Source organism: Mycobacterium sp., assembly GCF_052144515.1.
Classification (GTDB): domain Bacteria; phylum Actinomycetota; class Actinomycetes; order Mycobacteriales; family Mycobacteriaceae; genus Mycobacterium.
Genome location: NZ_JBKQQD010000466.1, coordinates 16727 through 32737 on the forward strand (window position 1 = coordinate 16727; position 16011 = coordinate 32737).

General features: G+C 65.4%; 20 protein-coding genes and 1 pseudogene. 13 read left to right on the forward strand and 8 right to left on the reverse strand.

Annotated features, from left to right (window positions below):
- Positions 1–13 precede the first annotated feature (13 nt).
- On the forward strand, positions 14–229 hold the full coding sequence (locus ACLP9N_RS31325) for a hypothetical protein (RefSeq protein WP_442411023.1): 216 nt from the start codon (positions 14–16) through the stop codon (positions 227–229).
- A gap of 33 nt (positions 230–262) precedes the next feature.
- On the opposite strand, the gene ACLP9N_RS31330 is transcribed toward ACLP9N_RS31325, so the two are convergent.
- Entirely contained in the window at positions 263–559 is a 297-nt protein-coding gene (locus ACLP9N_RS31330) for a hypothetical protein (RefSeq protein ID WP_442411024.1), read from the reverse strand.
- 302 nt (positions 560–861) lie between these two features.
- Here ACLP9N_RS31330 and ACLP9N_RS31335 point away from each other — a divergent pair, with 302 nt between their 5' ends.
- Entirely contained in the window at positions 862–1758 is an 897-nt protein-coding gene (locus ACLP9N_RS31335; RefSeq protein ID WP_442411025.1) for a universal stress protein, read from the forward strand.
- A 182-nt stretch (positions 1759–1940) separates the two neighbouring features.
- Here the strand turns inward: ACLP9N_RS31335 and ACLP9N_RS31340 are convergent, their stop codons facing one another.
- The gene (locus tag ACLP9N_RS31340) at positions 1941–2156 is read right to left on the reverse strand and encodes a hypothetical protein (protein ID WP_442411026.1); all 216 of its coding nucleotides are present in this window, start codon (positions 2154–2156) and stop codon (positions 1941–1943) included.
- A gap of 219 nt (positions 2157–2375) precedes the next feature.
- Here ACLP9N_RS31340 and ACLP9N_RS31345 point away from each other — a divergent pair, with 219 nt between their 5' ends.
- Positions 2376–2720 (forward strand): hypothetical protein, encoded by a 345-nt coding sequence (locus ACLP9N_RS31345; RefSeq protein ID WP_442411027.1) that lies wholly within the window; start codon positions 2376–2378, stop codon positions 2718–2720.
- A gap of 192 nt (positions 2721–2912) precedes the next feature.
- On the opposite strand, the gene ACLP9N_RS31350 is transcribed toward ACLP9N_RS31345, so the two are convergent.
- Positions 2913–3239, reverse strand: coding sequence for a hypothetical protein (locus ACLP9N_RS31350; protein WP_442411028.1), 327 nt, complete (start codon positions 3237–3239; stop codon positions 2913–2915).
- A 224-nt stretch (positions 3240–3463) separates the two neighbouring features.
- Between ACLP9N_RS31350 and ACLP9N_RS31355 the strand changes: the two genes are divergently transcribed.
- On the forward strand, positions 3464–3832 hold the full coding sequence (locus tag ACLP9N_RS31355; protein WP_442411029.1) for a tyrosine-type recombinase/integrase: 369 nt from the start codon (positions 3464–3466) through the stop codon (positions 3830–3832).
- A 30-nt stretch (positions 3833–3862) separates the two neighbouring features.
- On the opposite strand, the gene ACLP9N_RS31360 is transcribed toward ACLP9N_RS31355, so the two are convergent.
- Positions 3863–4513 (reverse strand): peptidase M50, encoded by a 651-nt coding sequence (locus ACLP9N_RS31360; RefSeq protein WP_442411030.1) that lies wholly within the window; start codon positions 4511–4513, stop codon positions 3863–3865.
- 68 nt (positions 4514–4581) lie between these two features.
- Here ACLP9N_RS31360 and ACLP9N_RS31365 point away from each other — a divergent pair, with 68 nt between their 5' ends.
- The 3 genes from ACLP9N_RS31365 to purT are packed head-to-tail and all read left to right on the forward strand — an operon-like array spanning position 4582 to position 7657.
- Positions 4582–5880, forward strand: a complete 1299-nt coding sequence (locus ACLP9N_RS31365; RefSeq protein ID WP_442411031.1) for an adenylosuccinate synthase — start codon at positions 4582–4584, stop codon at positions 5878–5880.
- The gene (locus ACLP9N_RS31370) at positions 5877–6530 is read left to right on the forward strand and encodes a PaaI family thioesterase (protein ID WP_442411032.1); all 654 of its coding nucleotides are present in this window, start codon (positions 5877–5879) and stop codon (positions 6528–6530) included. The genes ACLP9N_RS31365 and ACLP9N_RS31370 overlap by 4 nt, the downstream gene beginning before the upstream one ends.
- Positions 6527–7657 carry a formate-dependent phosphoribosylglycinamide formyltransferase gene (gene purT, locus ACLP9N_RS31375; protein WP_442411033.1) on the forward strand — a complete coding sequence of 377 codons (1131 nt, stop codon included), beginning with the start codon at positions 6527–6529 and terminating at the stop codon, positions 7655–7657. The genes ACLP9N_RS31370 and purT overlap by 4 nt, the downstream gene beginning before the upstream one ends.
- A 242-nt stretch (positions 7658–7899) precedes the next feature.
- Here purT and ACLP9N_RS31380 read toward each other — a convergent pair whose 3' ends face one another.
- Entirely contained in the window at positions 7900–8160 is a 261-nt protein-coding gene (locus ACLP9N_RS31380; protein WP_442411054.1) for a hypothetical protein, read from the reverse strand.
- Positions 8161–8171: 11 nt separating this feature from the next.
- Positions 8172–8405 (reverse strand): hypothetical protein, encoded by a 234-nt coding sequence (locus ACLP9N_RS31385; RefSeq protein ID WP_442411034.1) that lies wholly within the window; start codon positions 8403–8405, stop codon positions 8172–8174.
- A 551-nt stretch (positions 8406–8956) separates the two neighbouring features.
- Between ACLP9N_RS31385 and ACLP9N_RS31390 the strand changes: the two genes are divergently transcribed.
- Positions 8957–9385, forward strand: coding sequence for a rhodanese-like domain-containing protein (locus ACLP9N_RS31390; RefSeq protein WP_442411035.1), 429 nt, complete (start codon positions 8957–8959; stop codon positions 9383–9385).
- Between the two features lie 5 nt (positions 9386–9390).
- Positions 9391–10611: an O-succinylhomoserine sulfhydrylase gene (locus tag ACLP9N_RS31395; protein WP_442411036.1), complete on the forward strand. Its 1221-nt coding sequence runs from the start codon at positions 9391–9393 to the stop codon at positions 10609–10611.
- On the opposite strand, the gene ACLP9N_RS31400 is transcribed toward ACLP9N_RS31395, so the two are convergent.
- Positions 10608–11984, reverse strand: a complete 1377-nt coding sequence (locus ACLP9N_RS31400; RefSeq protein WP_442411037.1) for an NAD(P)/FAD-dependent oxidoreductase — start codon at positions 11982–11984, stop codon at positions 10608–10610. The genes ACLP9N_RS31395 and ACLP9N_RS31400 overlap by 4 nt on opposite strands.
- A gap of 400 nt (positions 11985–12384) precedes the next feature.
- Here ACLP9N_RS31400 and ACLP9N_RS31405 point away from each other — a divergent pair, with 400 nt between their 5' ends.
- Positions 12385–12792: a DUF6632 domain-containing protein gene (locus ACLP9N_RS31405; RefSeq protein WP_442411038.1), complete on the forward strand. Its 408-nt coding sequence runs from the start codon at positions 12385–12387 to the stop codon at positions 12790–12792.
- A 62-nt stretch (positions 12793–12854) separates the two neighbouring features.
- Here ACLP9N_RS31405 and ACLP9N_RS31410 read toward each other — a convergent pair whose 3' ends face one another.
- A complete protein-coding gene (locus ACLP9N_RS31410) occupies positions 12855–13700 on the reverse strand; it encodes an SDR family NAD(P)-dependent oxidoreductase (protein WP_442411039.1) in 846 nt (281 codons plus the stop codon).
- A 378-nt stretch (positions 13701–14078) separates the two neighbouring features.
- On the opposite strand from ACLP9N_RS31410, the gene ACLP9N_RS31415 reads away from it, so the two are divergent.
- From ACLP9N_RS31415 to ACLP9N_RS31425, 3 genes and pseudogenes are all read left to right on the forward strand, one after another.
- On the forward strand, positions 14079–14507 hold the full coding sequence (locus ACLP9N_RS31415) for a hypothetical protein (RefSeq protein WP_442411040.1): 429 nt from the start codon (positions 14079–14081) through the stop codon (positions 14505–14507).
- A 145-nt stretch (positions 14508–14652) separates the two neighbouring features.
- Positions 14653–14719: pseudogene (locus ACLP9N_RS31420) on the forward strand (hypothetical protein); the annotation flags it as partial.
- Positions 14720–14962: 243 nt separating this feature from the next.
- Entirely contained in the window at positions 14963–15988 is a 1026-nt protein-coding gene (locus tag ACLP9N_RS31425; RefSeq protein WP_442411041.1) for a TIGR03617 family F420-dependent LLM class oxidoreductase, read from the forward strand.
- The last annotated feature ends 23 nt before the right edge of the window (positions 15989–16011 follow it).

Here is a 16011-nt window from a genome sequence, read left to right on the forward strand (position 1 = left end):
TAGGTTGACTCAAGTGAGCGACAGTGGTCCCTTTCCCGACGATGTCCCTCTCGCCGATGCCATCGAGCAGCGGCGCCCCGCAGCTGAGGCCGCCGACCTGGAAACCGTCGACCCCGACGAGCGGGTGCCGATCGAAAACGGCGATACGCCGCCGGAAAGCAGCAATACGCCGGACTGGCAGGAACAGCACCAGGTCGTCGAAACTCATGACGAGGACGAGGTCCGGTGAAGGGCGAGGCGGGTTAAGGGCAAGGCCCTCACGCTAGGGAAACAACCCGCACGGGACGGGGCCGCACATCAGCGGAGGCGCCACTCCCTCGACAGGATGTGAATAGGGATGTCCCGCGTCCGGCCCCGTCCAGTAATAGTCGTGGCAGACACTCTGGTTCCAGCCGGTCGGCAACTGCTGCACGGGGTCGCCAGGGCACCAATGCGCTAGCGGCGCAGGACCGGGCGTGGCTTGGGCGCTACCTGCCGCCAGTCCCAAACCGGCCACCGCGACGCCGCTCGACAGCAGCGCCCCGGCAATGATCCGCTTCAGGGTGCGAGGGGTTTTCATGGCGGTTCCTTTCGGCTCGCACGATTGATACACGCTGTTAGTTTGCGGCAGACCACTTGCGAAATTCTTGCGTTCGACTCCGCGGCGGACGCTATCGCACGGACGCTCATCCCCGGCTCACGCAGTGAGGGGCACGGGGTACACACGTGGGTCGGGGTCGCAGCACGGAGTGTGCGGGCCGGGGTCGCTGTTCGTCCTGGCCGACGCCGCCCAGGCGCGCCGGTTCGCGGCGATGATCAGCAAGGCCGCCCACGAACTCGACCGACTCGGATAGCCTTATCCGCTGGTCGGAAGGAAAACGAATGTCCCTCCCTGTAACGCATCGTGGAATCATCGTCGGTGTCGACGGGTCGTCAGTATCAAAGCTCGCCGTAGACTGGGCGGCACGCGACGCGGCGATGCGCAACATTGCCCTCACCGTGGTCAACGTCCAAGACCCGCCGATGCTGCTGACAAAACCAACGCCCTTCACGTTTGGGGGTGGTATGTCGATGGCGCCCGGGTACCTGGAATGGCAGCAGGATGCGGGACGCGAGATCCTCAATGACGCGCTCAAGATCGTCGAGGACGCCACCAAGGGCAGCCCGATCGAGGTCACCAGTGAGATGGTCAACGGCCCGGCGGTACGCACGCTGGTCGACCTGTCGAAGGAGGCTCAACTGGTCGTGGTCGGCAGCCGGGGACGTGGTGAGCTGGCCCGTGTGCTGCTCGGCTCGGTGAGCACCGGCCTGGTGCACCATGCGCACTGCCCGGTGGCGGTCATCCATGACCAGGACCCGCTGACGGCGCGCCCGTCGGAGGCGCCGGTGGTGGTCGGCATCGACGGTTCGCCCGCGTCGGAACTGGCCACCGCGATCGCCTTCGACGAAGCATCGTGGCGCGGGGCGGAGCTGGTGGCCGTGCACGCCTGGAGCGACACCGGGGTGTTCGACGACTGGTCAACGATTCAGGCGCTGGCCGAGGAGACCCTCAGTGAGCGGCTGGCGGGCTGGCAGGAGCGCTACCCCGACGTCTTGGTGCGCCGCGTCGTCGTCGCCGACCGACCGGCACAGGAGCTCGTCGAGCAGTCCGAGTCCGCGCAGCTGGTCGTCGTCGGCAGCCACGGCCGGGGAGGATTCACCGGGATGCTGCTGGGTTCGGTCAGCGCCGCGGTGGCCCAGTCCGCCCAGGTGCCTGTGATCGTCGCCCGTCGCCCCTAAAGGCGGAGGCCATTTTTGGCCGCATAGCCCCTTTGACGCTGGTGCCCGGGTAGGTGTGGTGAGCAAGCGGCAGTTTGAGCGCCTGCCGCGGCGTCTTCGGCGGCGGCTTCGACAAGTCGGCAGGGTTTATGAGCGAGAAGCTCAACTTCTAGCGGGACATCAGGGAACAGCTAAAACAAGTATTAGAAGGGCTCCGCGACATACACCGCATCATCAAAGAGCAACCCGGCCTCAGATACTCCCACATATCCGACCACGGGACGCCATTGTTCCTCGGCCACGGCAAGGTGCGGATGAGTGACCGCCGGCCAGTAGTGATCGGTCTCGAAAGCGTCCGGTGACTGGGGGGGCGCGTTGTAGTTAACAGGCGCGCCGCAAATCCAACACGGCACGGACATCTCGGAATGCTCGCGGCCCGGTCTGCTGGGCAGCCGAGATCGGGTTGGACTAGATCTCGCGCAGCACAAGCTCGGGCGCCAGATTTACGATGTCGCCGCGCCGCACGCTGTACATGCCGCAGGCCTCGAGGCCGAGGCCGCGGTCGCGGCCATTAGGAAGACCTGGCGCGGACCCTCTCCCAGACTGGCCGCTCCTACCACCAGACGACCGTCGCCAAATTGGAGAGCGGGACCCGGCCGACGTCGATCGCGGAGGTTCACCTACTGGCGGGGACCCTCGGCGTGAAGGTCACAGACTTGTTCGTCACAGACCCCGGCGTCGAAATTGATCTGCGGATGGCCAAACTGGTAGCCGAATCCGACCGGCTCCTCGCGGAGCTCGCCAAGACACGCGAGCGTGAGGCGAAACTGCTAGAAGAGCGCAAAGCGGTGATAGAGCAGTTACAGGAACTGGGGGCAACGATTAGAAAGCAGAACAGGGAAGCCCTCGAAGCAGCGGAGGAACTGCTGTCCCGCCCCCTCCCGCTGGTCAGGCCTGCACGAACACCCACCGGAGAGGTCTAGGACCATGGCGAGCATCAAGAAACGCTCAGACGGCATCTGGCGGGCCCGCTACCGCGACGACACCGGGCGTGAACACGCCCGCCACTTCGCCCGCAAGGTCGATGCCCAGCGGTGGCTAGACGAGGTCACCACGGCTGTGGTCACCGGTAGTTACGTCGACCCACGCGCCGGTGTGGTCACCTTCGCCGACTTCTACCGGCAATGGGCGGCGCGCCAGGTGTGGGCACCCACCACGGTCAAGGCGATGGGGCTGGCTGCTGGCTCAGTGCCGTTCGCCGATCGGGAGATGCGAGCCATCCGACGTTCACACATCGAGGCGTGGGTCAAGACGATGACGGTGGCCGGGCTGGCGCCCGGCACAATCACGACCCGGTTCAACAACGTCCGGTCGGTGTTTCGGGGAGCCCGCCGCGACAGGGTGATCGGCTCCGACCCTACCGAGGCGATCACACTGCCACGGCGCCGACGTCCGGAGGTGGCGATGCGGATTCCGACCCCGGAGACGGTCGGGAAGATCATGGCTGCGGCCGAACCATGGTTCGCCCCACTGATCGGGTTGTGCGCATTCGCCGGGCTACGGCTCGGGGAAGCCGCTGGCGTACAGGTTGACGATATCGATTTCCTGCGGAAGGCCCTCACGGTGTCACGGCAAGTGCAGCGTGCCGGCGGCACCAACGTCGATGTCCGGCCGCCCAAATACGGCTCGGAGCGGGTGGTGTACCTGCCCGAACGAACTGGTGATGATGCTGTCCGAACACGTCCGAACCGTGGGAGTGCTGCCGGGCGGGTGGCTATTCGTCGGCGCCGGGGGCAATCCACCCCACCAGGACACCGTTCGCGGCGAATGGCTCCGGACGCTGCGAACCGCCGGAGCCACCAGCGTTCGGATGCACGATCTGCGGCACTTTTATGCCTCGGGGCTGATCGCTGCTGGCTGCGATGTGGTGACAGTGCAGCGGGCCCTTGGGCACTCCTCGGCGACCACCACCTTGACCACGTACAGCCACCTATGGCCGACCGCAGAGGACCGCACCCGCAGCGCCGCCGGGGCCGTGATGCGGGCCGCGCTGGCGGATTCTGCGGACTCCCTGCGGACTTCACCCTCTGGTTAGACCAGGCAAAATCGCTCTAAACTGCGGAAACTACCTGACCAGCAGCCAGCCTTCGACGTTGCGATAGAACGTCGAGCGGCGCGCCGCGCGAGGAGCCGGGACACCGTCGCGGATCACAGCGACACCGGTGCTGCCCAGCTGGACCGCGCGCCCGGTGATCCACCGGCGCCGCAATCCGACGCCATGCACCCTGGCCCGCAGGCCGGGCAGGGACGGCGTCGGCTCGATGCACACGCCGGCCACGTCGCCGTCGAACAGCGGGGTGTCGTCGACGATCGCCTCACCGTGGAGCGGCCGCTGGTCGTCGACGGGCAGCCAATGGGCCTTGCCGACGATGACCGACCCGGTCTCGTCGCGGATCAGCGGCGCCCGCCGGGCCGAACCGCTCTTGATGCGCCGCGCCGCCCGGCGTCCGGCCGGTAGTCGGTATACCCGGGTCGCCGCGGTGCGCCGGCGCGGCACGTAGGCCACCTCGATGTCGAGTCGCTCGGCGCGCAACAGCCGGCTGAGCACCGCGGCCAGGTCGGCATCGGCACCGACCACCGCAAGCCGCCGGTACGGCCCGATCGCGGCATCTATACCGGCGATATCGGCCGGACCAGCGACCCGATGGGTGGGCAGGCCGTCGAGACTCCGGGGCTGGTGATCGCCGAACAGCAACACCGCCACACTGGAAATCAAGAGACTCCTCGCAACCTGCTGGGATAGGGTGTGTCACCGGCTGGACAACACTAAGCAGGGAGCATGTCATGCCGGCAATCGTCCTCATCGGCGCCCAATGGGGTGACGAGGGCAAGGGTAAGGCCACTGACCTGCTCGGTGGGCGCGTGCAGTGGGTGGTCCGCTACCAGGGTGGCAACAACGCCGGGCACACCGTCGTCCTGCCCACCGGCGAGAACTTCGCGCTGCACCTCATCCCGTCGGGGGTACTCACGCCCGGCGTCACCAACGTCATCGGCAACGGCGTGGTGGTCGACCCGGGCGTGCTGCTCGACGAGCTGAAAAGCCTCGAGGATCGCGGCGTCGACACGTCCAAGCTGCTGATCTCCGCCGACGCCCACCTGCTGATGCCCTACCACGTGGCCATCGACAAGGTCACCGAGCGCTACATGGGCAGCAAGAAGATCGGCACCACCGGCCGCGGCATCGGGCCGTGCTACCAGGACAAGATCGCCCGCATGGGGATCCGGGTCGCCGACGTGCTCGACCCCGAGCTGCTCACCCACAAGATCGAGGCCGCGCTGGAACTCAAGAACCAGATACTGGTCAAGATCTATAACCGCAAGGCGCTGGAGCCGGAGCACGTGGTCGAGGCCCTCCTCGAACAGGCGGATGGCTTCCGGCATCGCATCGCCGACACCCGGCTGTTGCTCAACAACGCGCTGGAGGCCGGCGAAACGGTGCTGCTGGAGGGCTCGCAGGGCACGCTGCTCGACGTCGATCACGGCACCTATCCCTACGTCACGTCGTCGAACCCGACGGCCGGCGGCGCGGCCGTCGGCTCCGGCATCGGCCCCACGCGCATCCGCACTGTGCTGGGGATCCTCAAGGCCTACACCACCCGGGTGGGCTCGGGACCGTTCCCCACCGAGCTGTTCGACGAGAACGGCGAATACCTCTCCAAGACCGGCGGAGAGTTCGGCGTGACGACGGGGCGACGGCGGCGCTGCGGCTGGTTCGACGCCGTCATCGCCCGCTATGCCACCCGGGTCAACGGCATCACCGACTACTTCCTGACCAAGCTCGATGTGCTGTCCAGCCTGGAAACGGTGCCGATCTGCGTCGGTTATGAGATCGACGGGAAGCGCACCCCCGAGATGCCGATGACGCAAAGCGAACTGCATCGCGCCACGCCGATCTACGAGGAGCTGCCCGGCTGGTGGGAGGACATCTCAGCGGCGCGGCGGTTCGACGATCTGCCCGCTAAGGCGCGCGACTACGTGCTGCGACTGGAAGAGCTTGCCGGAGCACCGGTTTCGTGCATCGGCGTCGGTCCGGGACGGGATCAGACCATCGTGCGCCGCGACGTCCTGGCGGCCCGCCCGTGACGGACGCTGCGCAGGACCCAGAAGAACTCGACCCCGAATACCACCACCACGGCGGCTTTCCGGAATACGGCCCGGCCAGCCCCGGCCCGGGTTTCGGCCGCTTCGTGGCGGCGATGCGCCGGTTGCAGGACCTGGCCGTGTCCGCCGACCCCGGCCCGGATGCCCCGCATGTATGGGACTCCGCGGCCGACCACGCTGAGGCTCTGGTCGAGCTGATGTGCCCGTTCCAGGCCGATGAAGGCAACGCGCCGGCCGGCCGGACCCCTGGCTTGCCCGGCATGGGCAGCCTGCTGCTGCCGCCTTGGACGCTGACACGATACAGCCCGGACGGCGTCGAAATGACGGGATACTTCACGCGTTTTCACGTCGGCGGCAACATGGCCGTGCACGGAGGTGTGCTGCCGCTGCTGTTCGACCACATGTTCGGAATGATCTCGCACGCGGCCGGCAGGCCGATCAGCCGGACGGCCTTCCTGCACGTCGATTACCGCAAGATCACTCCGATCGATGCGCCGTTGCTGGTGCGTGGACGGGTCACCAGGACCGAGGGCCGCAAGGCGTTCGTGTCCGCCGAATTGGTCGACGGTGACGAGGCGGTGCTGGCCGAGGGCAAGGGCCTGATGGTGCGGTTGCTGCCCGGCCAGCCATGAGCGAGCCCACCAGCCCCCGGGTGATGCTGCTGGGTTCGGGTGAGCCCAGCCGGGAGCTGGCAACCGCCTTAAGACACCTCGGGGCGGAGGTGATCGCTGTCGATGACGACGCCGATCCGCCGGGGGTGTCGGCCGAGTTGGCAAGGCTGGAACCCGATTTCGTGGTGACGGTCACCGACTCCATCTCCGACGCGACTCTTGCGGCTGTGGAGGCCATCGACGTGATCTTGGCCGGGACCGACGACGAGTTCACCGAGCTGGTGCCCAGCGCCCGCAGCGTCCGGCTCACCACCGACCGGGAGGGTTTGCGCCGGCTGGCCGCCGAGGAGCTGGGCCTGCCCACCGCACCGTTCTGGTTCGTCGGGTCGGTCGGCGAGCTCAAGGATGTGGCCGCCGACGCCGGGTTTCCGTTGCTGCTGAAACCGGGGGTGGCCGGCCAGGCGCAGGTGGTCTCGGGGCCGGGCGATATCGAGCTCGCCTGGCATCTCGCGGTGGGACAGGAGGAGGCAAGGCCTCAGCGGGTATTGGCCGAAACGGTGGTCGACATCGAATTCGAGGTCAGCCTGCTCGCTGTGCGCACCGATGGCCGGACCGGTCCGGTGATCGAGTTCTGCGCGCCCATCGGTCATCGCGGCGCGGCGGGCGTGCTAGAGTCCTGGCAGCCGCAGGAGCTGAGCCCGGCCGCCACCGACGCCGCCAAGTCGGTCGCCGCGCGCATCGTCAAGGCACTCGGCGGGCGCGGCGTCTTCAGCGTCGAGTTGATGATCAATGGCGACGAGGTGTACTTCGCCGACGTCACCGCGTGCCCGCACCCGAGCGCCTGGGTGACGCTGCGCAGCCAGCGGCTTTCGGCGTTCGAGCTGCAGGCGCGCGCCATTCTGAGTCTTCCGGTGGACACCATGATGGTGTCGCCGGGGGCCGCCCGCGTGCTGAGTCCCGATGCCGGCGCGCCGAGCGCCGACGAGCTGACCGATGCGCTTGGTGTGCCGGAAAGCGATGTCCGGGTGTCGGGCGCCTCGGGCGCTATAGCGTTGGCGGCACTGGCCACCGCACCGGATGTCGGGACCGCGCGCGACCGTGCCCGCGACGTGGCCACCGCGCTAAATGTGCGAGACTCTCGCGGGTGAGCTACGCAGGAGATATCACGCCTAGGCTCCGCTCGCATTAATCGCTCTGAGCTGCGCGGATATCGCGAATCGGGTGGAAAAACTGGATCGCTTGTGCGACAACAACTTTCGATAATTGAGATCTGTTGCGGTCTAACGGGTTTCATGGACGGTTGCGAAGTCGCGGGTTGAAAAAACAAGCCGAGTCGGCAAGCAACCGTGATGATTGATCTTCACAGTTGCGCGGTCGCGATGACCGGGACCTACCTTGAGATGCGCTCCTTCGCGCGTTGATCGAATCGTTGGTATGCGGCCTGGCGGGTGATGCCGAGAGCAACGCCGATCGCGGCCCATGTGTCGCCGGCAGCGCGGGCGGCGTGTACTGCGGCCGCAAGTTGCGCCTCGGCGTCGTCGAGGGCTTGCTTGGCGGCGATGATGGCGCGCATGTGGCTGGCGTCGCGGGCGTCGGCCGGGTTGGGTTCGATGCTGTCGAGCCATTCATCGATGTCGATCTTGTGTTTCACACTCATGGTCGTCACCTTAGGTAGTCGTAGAACTTTGGGCGCAGCACGTCGGCGTGGATGATCCGCGGTGGTTGGTCTGCGGGGATGATCAGTTCCAGCAGGCGCCCGGTCTGGTCGGGGCCGATCATCAGTAGTTGGGTCTGGCCGCGGTATTCGAGTTCGACGTAGCGCAGCGCGTTGCGGTAGGCGTGCAGCATGGCGTCGTCGCTGATGCCGTGCTTGCGGGCGCTGGCCCTCACCTCCACGTGTAAACGCTACCTTTACAACGCGGGTGTGTAAAGAACTGCTTTACAAACTAGTAGCAATGCCCAGTTTTCAGCTGTCGAGGATGTCGGCGGCATCCAACAGCTGCGCACGCCAGCCGGCGCGCCGCGCCCGCGTCGGTCCCCTTACCGAGACCAGGCTCCTCCCCGTAGTGGATCACCGGCGCCGACCGCAGAATCCTCCCACCCTCGAAACGGTCATCGGCCGAGATCCACACGATCGCCGAAGGCACGGCACCAGGTGGCCGCGGTGCCGCCTTCGACAAGTTCCATCCATTCCGGCACGGTGACGGGTTCACACCAGGCCGGCGGGGTCGGGGCGGGACCAAGGTCAGTTGGTGGCGTTGTCGGTAATCATGGTTTTTAGAATCCGCTCCTCTTTGGTTGGTTGGGTGGTCAGCCATCCCTAAGATTAGATATTGGCACCGACGACCCCCCGGGCCTGAACATGCGCTCCCCCCCGCGCCGCGCACGCATGTTCATGCACGGATATTGTTGCTCGCAATGTTTGAGAAGAACGAGGTCAAATAACCGTGAGTACAGGGCAAACACGCGCCTACGCAGGAGATATCACGCCGCTCGAGGCCTGGAAACTGCTCAGCGACAACCCGCTGGCCGTCCTCGTGGACGTGCGCACCGACGCCGAATGGCGCTTCGTGGGCGTGCCCGACCTGTCCAGCCTTGGCCGTGACGTCGTCTACATCGAGTGGAATACGTCCGACGGGAAGCACAACGAGAACTTCCTGGCCGAACTGAAGGACCAGATCCCCGCGGAGCCGGGCCCGGTGGTGTTCCTGTGTCGCTCGGGCAACCGTTCCATCGGCGCCGCCGAAGTCGCGACCGCGGCGGGAATCGCCCCGTCCTACAACGTGCTGGACGGCTTCGAAGGCCAGCTCGACGCCCACGGCCACCGCGGTGAAACCGGTTGGCGGGCGGTCGGATTGCCCTGGAAGCAGGGGTAACAGGGATGACCGACCAGCCCTCGGTCCGCACGCCCAAGGAGCTGCCCGACGGCGTCAGCCAGGCCACCATCGGCGTGCGCGGCGGCCTGTTGCGATCCGGGTTCGAAGAGACCGCCGAGGCGATGTTTTTGACCTCCGGCTACGTCTACCCGTCGGCGGCCGTCGCGGAGAAGTCGTTCACCGGCGAGCTGGACCACTTTGTCTACTCGCGCTACGGCAATCCGACAGTGACCATGTTCGAGGAACGGTTGCGTCTGATCGAGGGAGCACCCGCGGCGTTCGCCACCGCGAGTGGCATGGCCGCGGTGTTCACCTCGCTGGGCGCGCTGCTGGCCGCCGGTGACCGGTTGGTCGCCGCGCGCAGCCTGTTCGGATCGTGTTTCGTGGTGTGCAACGAGATCCTGCCGCGGTGGGGAGTGGAGACCGTCTTCGTCGACGGCGACGACCTTGCGCAATGGGAGCAGGCGCTGTCCAAGCCGACGCAGGCGGTGTTCTTCGAGACGCCGTCGAATCCGATGCAGTCGCTGGTGGACATCGTCGCAGTGACCGAGCTGGCCCATGCGGCTGGCGCAAAGGTGGTGTTGGACAACGTTTTTGCCACGCCGCTGCTGCAGCAGGGTTTTCCGCTCGGCGTTGACGTGGTGGTGTATTCGGGGACCAAGCACATCGACGGCCAGGGTCGTGTGCTGGGCGGTGCGATCCTCGGCGACAAGGAGTACATCGACGGTCCGGTGCAAAAGCTGATGCGGCACACGGGCCCGGCGATGAGTGCCTTCAATGCCTGGGTGTTGCTGAAAGGCCTTGAGACGCTTGCGGTTCGGGTTGAGTACAGCAATTCCTCGGCGCACCGGATCGCGGAGTTCCTGGAGGGCCATCCGGCGGTGCGTTGGGTGCGCTACCCATTCCTGGCGTCGCACCCGCAGTTTGACCTGGCCAAGCGTCAGATGTCCGGCGGCGGGACTGTCGTCACCTTCGAGCTCGACACACCAGATGGCACTGCCAAGCAACGAGCTTTCGAGCTTTTGGACAAGCTGCGGCTGATCGACATCTCCAACAACCTCGGTGACGCCAAATCGCTAATCACCCACCCGGCCACCACAACTCACCGGGCGATGGGTCCGCAGGGTCGCGCCGCGATCGGGCTCGGCGACGGCGTGGTCCGCATCTCGGTCGGGCTGGAAGGCACCGACGACCTGATCGCCGATATCGACCAGGCCCTCGGCTAGCCCGCCGCCTTTTCGGCCTCTTCGGCGCGTTCAGCCGCCTCCAAGGCTCCTTCCATCCAGTTGGTCACGACCCTGGCGTAGATCATCTGGCTGGTGATGGCCATCTGGCCGCGAGTGCGACCCAAAAATGAGATGCCCCAGGAGAACATGGCGGCGATGCGGTTGCGAAAGCCGATCAGGTAATACAGGTGCAGCAGCAGCCACGCCAACCAGGCGATGAAGCCGGCGAACTCCAGCTTGCCGACCTGCGCGACCGCGCTGTATCGGGAGATGAGGGCCATGCTGCCCTTGTTGACGTAGTGGAACGGCTTGCGGGTGGCCGGGTCGTCGTGTCCCTTCACGGCCTGCTTGATCACGGTGGTGGCGTAGCGCGCGCCCTGGATCGCGCCCTGCGCCATCCCGGGCACGTGCGGCACGGACATCAGATCGCCGATGACGAAGACGTTCGGGTGCCCCTTGACGGTGAGGTCGGGCTCCACGATTACCCTTCCGGCGCGGTCGGTTTCGGTTCCGTCGGACTGTTCGGCGATCATCTTGCCCAGCGCGCTGGCCGCAACGCCAGCCGCCCACACCTTGCACGCGCACTCGATCCGGCGTTCGCCGCCGTCCTTCTCCTTGATCGTGATGCCTTTGTAGTCGACGGCCGTCACCATCGCGTTGAGCTGGACCTCGACATCCATCTTCTGCAGCCGCTGTTGCGCCTTGAGGCCCAGCTTGGGACCCATCGGCGGCAACACGGCGGGCGCGGCGTCGAGCAGGACCACCCGGCACTCGCTGGGCGTGATGGTCCGGAATGCCCCGGCCAGGGTGCGCTCGGCCAGCTGAACGATCTCACCCGCCAACTCGACACCGGTGGGTCCGGCCCCGACCACGACGAAGGTAAGCCGCCGCTCGCGCTCGGCATGATCGGTGGCGACCTCGGCCGCCTCGAACGAGCTCAGGATGCGGCCACGCAGCTCCAGCGCGTCATCGATGGTCTTCATGCCGGGGGCGTAGGTGGCGAACTCGTCGTTGCCGAAGTACGACTGCTGCGCGCCGGCGGCCACGATGAGGCTGTCGTAGGGCGACACCGTCTCCATGCCCATCAGGTGCGACGTGACCGTCTTCGCCTTCAGATCGATCGCGCTGACCTCACCCCACAACACCCGGACGTTCTTCTGCTTGCGCAGGATCAGCCTGGTGGTCGGGGCGATGTCGCCTTCGGACAAGATCCCCGTCGCCACCTGATACAGCAGCGGCTGGAACAGATGCGTGGTCGTCTTCGAGATCAGGGTGACGTCGATTTGGCATCCTTTGGGAGCCCGTTTGAGCGCTTTGGCCGCGTTCAGGCCGCCGAATCCGCTTCCGATGATGACGACGCGATGGCGGGGCATGCTTCTCCTTTTCGGGATCCTCTTCGGGATCCTCTTTGCCCTGCCAAGTTTTGTGTCACCAACGGCGGTTGTCCACAACCGGCGTCCTGCCAGAAAGTTTGTCACGGGCGCGATCATCGTTTTTCGCACCGAGTGATCACCGACGCCGAGGCGTCGGGGAGGGGTGGGCGACCCACCCGTCCAATCTGACAATGTCTGTGCCGGCTTCAGCTCAGGCATAGGTGCATCATTGCAACGTTGATTCCCATCACAGCGGTACTGCTGACGGTTGCAGTAGGTGCGCCGTGGCCCCTGGTGCTGTCGGCGCAGAGGGTTGAGGGCTCGCTGCGACGACTCTATTTTCGGGCAACGAAACGCACTAGAATTCTCGGCAGCATGCCCACACTCTCGGAGGCGCGAAATGCCTTCTGCATATAGACTTCTGCAACTCGCACTAGCCGTATTTGGCGTCGTCATGCTCCTTCTTTATCCCCTGGCGCTGGTCTGGCCGGCGGGGTTTCTATGGCATCACGGCGCGCCCTACGAGTCTGACTACTTCATGATGATTGTGGGCGTCTACGCGACATTAGGCGTCTTCCTACTCAACGCGGCGCGCAACCCCGCAGCGAACCTCAGCTTGATCTGGTTCACGGTGTGGTCCAGTGTTGTCCACGGCGCGATCATGGCGATGCAATCCTTCAGTAGCGACCATATGGGACATTTGTGGGGAGATGTCTTGGCGCTCTTCCTGGTAGCCGTCATCCTGTCGGTGCTCGTGGCGTCGTCCGGTCTGAAGCGATCTACTGACAAGGCGACCACTTCTGCGTAGCGCAGTGGCGCTGAGTCGGGTCGTCGCGGCTAAACCTGGTCCGCCTGACCTTGCAGAGCGGGTCACGGTGCGGTGGATTCCACTTCACGCATGCGCTTGAGCAGGACTTTTGCGGCTCGCATCGATAAGGCGGGCGACACCCGCTCCAGGTACCACCATGCCTTCCACCATGCCGGCACCACAATGATCGCGTCTCCACGTAACACCGCACGAAGGGCGCGTTCGGCGAACAACTCGGGTGCCATGGGCCGCAGTGGCTCCCAGAATTTGAGGAGTTCCTCGTCGCTGCTGCCGGTTAAGTTCATGCGTCCGTACTGGCCGCCTGTGAGGATCGGGGTCCGGATCACGCCCGGACAGAGCACCGAGACCTGCACGCCGTGGCGCTCGGCCTCGACCCGCAATGTCTTCGAGATCGCGACGACGGCGTGTTTGGTGGCGGTGTAGCTCCCCTGGCCCGGACTGGTGACGAGACCGGCCATGGAGGCTGTGTTCACGATGTGGCCGGAGTGCTGCCGGATCATGATCGGATAGACCGCTTGGATGCCGTGTGCCACACCGCGCAGGTTCACGTCGAAGACGTCGTTCCAGTCATCGAGCGTGTATGAGTCGATCTCACCGCCGACCCCAATGCCGGCATTGTTGAACAGGTAGTCGATCCGCCCGCATTGCTGCACTGCCTCGGCGACGGCGCGCTCAAACGATGAGTAGCTGCGCACATCGAGCTCGATCGCGTGCGCCTTTGCCCTACCACTATTTAGGCGTTGCGCCAGCTCCTGCGCCGGGCCGATCTGACGATCGGCGATCCAGACCTCGGCGCCCTCGTCGACCAACTTGGTCGTCAACGCGGCGCCGATGCCAGACGCGCCGCCGGTAACGAATGCAATCTTCCCCGACACGCTCGATGCCATTGGGGAAGGATATCGCTCGCCTTCGCAGTTAAGAGGAGATTCTGGCGGCGGGGGTCACCGATATCAGCGGTGAAATGTCCTTTCGCATATCCGTGCCAACACCGGGGGTACCCGTCAAAGGGCAACGCGCTCCCCCGCCATCCTGCAGCAGGACCCAACACCCTGTTGGTCGCGGTGCGCACCACGCATCCCGACGCCGAGAAGGCGTGGGGCGTGATGACGCTCGACCGGGACGCCGATTCGTCACCTCACAGCAGATCGGTAATGGGCGCCCAGCCTGCGGCTAACAACGACACGCAATATCTAGGGATGACAACGCCCATCGACCCTCAGTGGCATGAAATCAATTCAGCCGACGGTCGGTGTCAACGTCGCCGTGTGACGCACGTGCTCTTCGCCGGGGCCGCGGCCATCGCGATGCTCGCGCTCTTCGACGCCACCGCACCGCTCGGTACCGGCGAAACCACGGTCGCGTCGGGGTCGGTGCGCCTGGTAGACCAGGCCACCGACATGCCGGCGCCGCCGCCGTCGCCGGGGCTGCCGCTGCCGCCGCTGCCGCCGGGGGTGGGGTGGCCGCCGGGGACAGTGGTGCTGCCGGGAGGGATGCCGGTGCCGCCGATGCCGCCGGGGACGGTGTTGCCGCCGGGGTCGGTGGTGCTGCCGGGGGGGGCCGGACTTGCCGCCGCTGCCGTCGCCCGTGGACTTGTCGCGGCTGGCGGCGCCGGACGTGCAGCAGATGTGGGCGAGGATGTTGCAGCTGATGGCGTCGCCGCCGCCGAACGTGCCGAACGAGGTCTGCCGGTATAACACGGTCAGGGTCCCCTGTTGAATCATGTCGAGCTGCCCCCAAAAAGTGTGACTCGTTGACTCATTCGTAGCTGCCCGCGAAGAGGTGGCGGTGACGGGCGCTTTCCGGCTGGGTCGGCCTAAGTGTTCTTTAGCCAATCGGTGACATCATTTGCTCAAGACGTTTTGGGGCTGGCGCGACGAGCAGCTGCCCGACGGCACGGTGATCTGGGACCTTCTCGACAGTTATGTCGAACTGATGCTACGAGCCTCGCGCCTCTGGTTGTTGACGAACGGGGCACGTCGTTTGGTCTCACGCTTTGCAGGTGAGCTGAGCTGTGGTTACCAGTTCAGCGGATGCCAGTGTGACGGGGAAATTCGGCCCCGGCGGTCCGTTCGCATCCGACCTTGTGCATTCTCAAGGATCTGATGTATCGGCGTAGTTTTTCGGCCCCCGAAATGTTAGGAGCAGCTGCGTGTTGGTAGATGGGACTGTCGGGGGGACGACGGAGGGTGGCGACATCGGAGCCATCGTGGAGAAACTGGCCGACGCTGAGCGGATGGGATATGCCGGGGTCTGGTCCACCGAGATAGCGAGGGACCCGTTCCTACCGGCGGTGCTGGCGGCGGAGCACACGCCACGCCTGACGGTTGGAACGGCTATCGCGGTAGCGTTCGCACGCAACCCGATGAGCATGGCGACAGTCGCCAACGACTTGCAGTCGCTCAGTTCGGGCAAATTCATTCTCGGGCTGGGTTCCCAGATCAAGGCGCACATCGAACGCCGGTTCAGTATGCCGTGGAGTCGTCCCGCGGATCGGATGCGTGAGTTCGTTGCCGCGATGCAGTCGATCTGGGACAGCTGGAACAACGACCAGCCACTGGACTTTCGCGGCGACTTCTATCAGCACACTCTCATGCCGCCCGCCTTCCGCCCGGGCCGCAACGTTTTTGGAGCCCCGCCGGTGTTCATCGCTGCAGTGGGGTCGCAGATGACCTCTGTCGCTGCTGAAGTAGCAGACGGACTGCTCGTCCATGGCTTTACCACTGAACGATATCTGCGGGAAGTGACTGTTCCGCAGGTTAATTCAGTGTTGGAGCGGCAAAAAAAGTCCGATTCTGATTTCGTGCTGGCCTATTCCGGGTTTGTCGTGACGGGGTTGGACGAACAGGCGCTGACCGAGGCCGCGGATGCCGTACGCCGCCAGATTGCGTTCTATGGCTCGACTCCGGCATACCGGGGCGTGCTCGACCTGCACGGCTGGGGCGATCTGCACACGGAACTGCACCGGCTGTCCAAAATCAATTCCTGGGACACGATGACAGGACTCATCGACGACACCATCCTGAACACTTTCGCTGTTGTCGGCGAACCCAAGGAGGTGGGCGCAGGGGTTCGTCGACGCTTCGGCGACATCATCGACCGCTTTTCCTTCTACGCGCCGTACCAACTCGACCCGCAGGCATGCCAGGCGATGATTCCCGAGATCCATACCGCATGACCACATCGGTAGCCCGCGAGTGA

Coding starts and splice junctions, on each gene's coding strand:
- ACLP9N_RS31405 (WP_442411038.1), top strand. CDS start 12,385: ATGCCTTCTGCATATAGACTTCTGCAACTCGCACTAGCCGTATTTGGC.
- ACLP9N_RS31365 (WP_442411031.1), top strand. CDS start 4,582: ATGCCGGCAATCGTCCTCATCGGCGCCCAATGGGGTGACGAGGGCAAG.
- ACLP9N_RS31330 (WP_442411024.1), bottom strand. CDS start 559: ATGAAAACCCCTCGCACCCTGAAGCGGATCATTGCCGGGGCGCTGCTG.
- ACLP9N_RS31335 (WP_442411025.1), top strand. CDS start 862: ATGTCCCTCCCTGTAACGCATCGTGGAATCATCGTCGGTGTCGACGGG.
- ACLP9N_RS31355 (WP_442411029.1), top strand. CDS start 3,464: ATGCTGTCCGAACACGTCCGAACCGTGGGAGTGCTGCCGGGCGGGTGG.
- ACLP9N_RS31400 (WP_442411037.1), bottom strand. CDS start 11,984: ATGCCCCGCCATCGCGTCGTCATCATCGGAAGCGGATTCGGCGGCCTG.
- ACLP9N_RS31395 (WP_442411036.1), top strand. CDS start 9,391: ATGACCGACCAGCCCTCGGTCCGCACGCCCAAGGAGCTGCCCGACGGC.
- ACLP9N_RS31410 (WP_442411039.1), bottom strand. CDS start 13,700: ATGGCATCGAGCGTGTCGGGGAAGATTGCATTCGTTACCGGCGGCGCG.
- purT (WP_442411033.1), top strand. CDS start 6,527: ATGAGCGAGCCCACCAGCCCCCGGGTGATGCTGCTGGGTTCGGGTGAG.
- ACLP9N_RS31350 (WP_442411028.1), bottom strand. CDS start 3,239: ATGATCTTCCCGACCGTCTCCGGGGTCGGAATCCGCATCGCCACCTCC.
- ACLP9N_RS31340 (WP_442411026.1), bottom strand. CDS start 2,156: ATGTCCGTGCCGTGTTGGATTTGCGGCGCGCCTGTTAACTACAACGCG.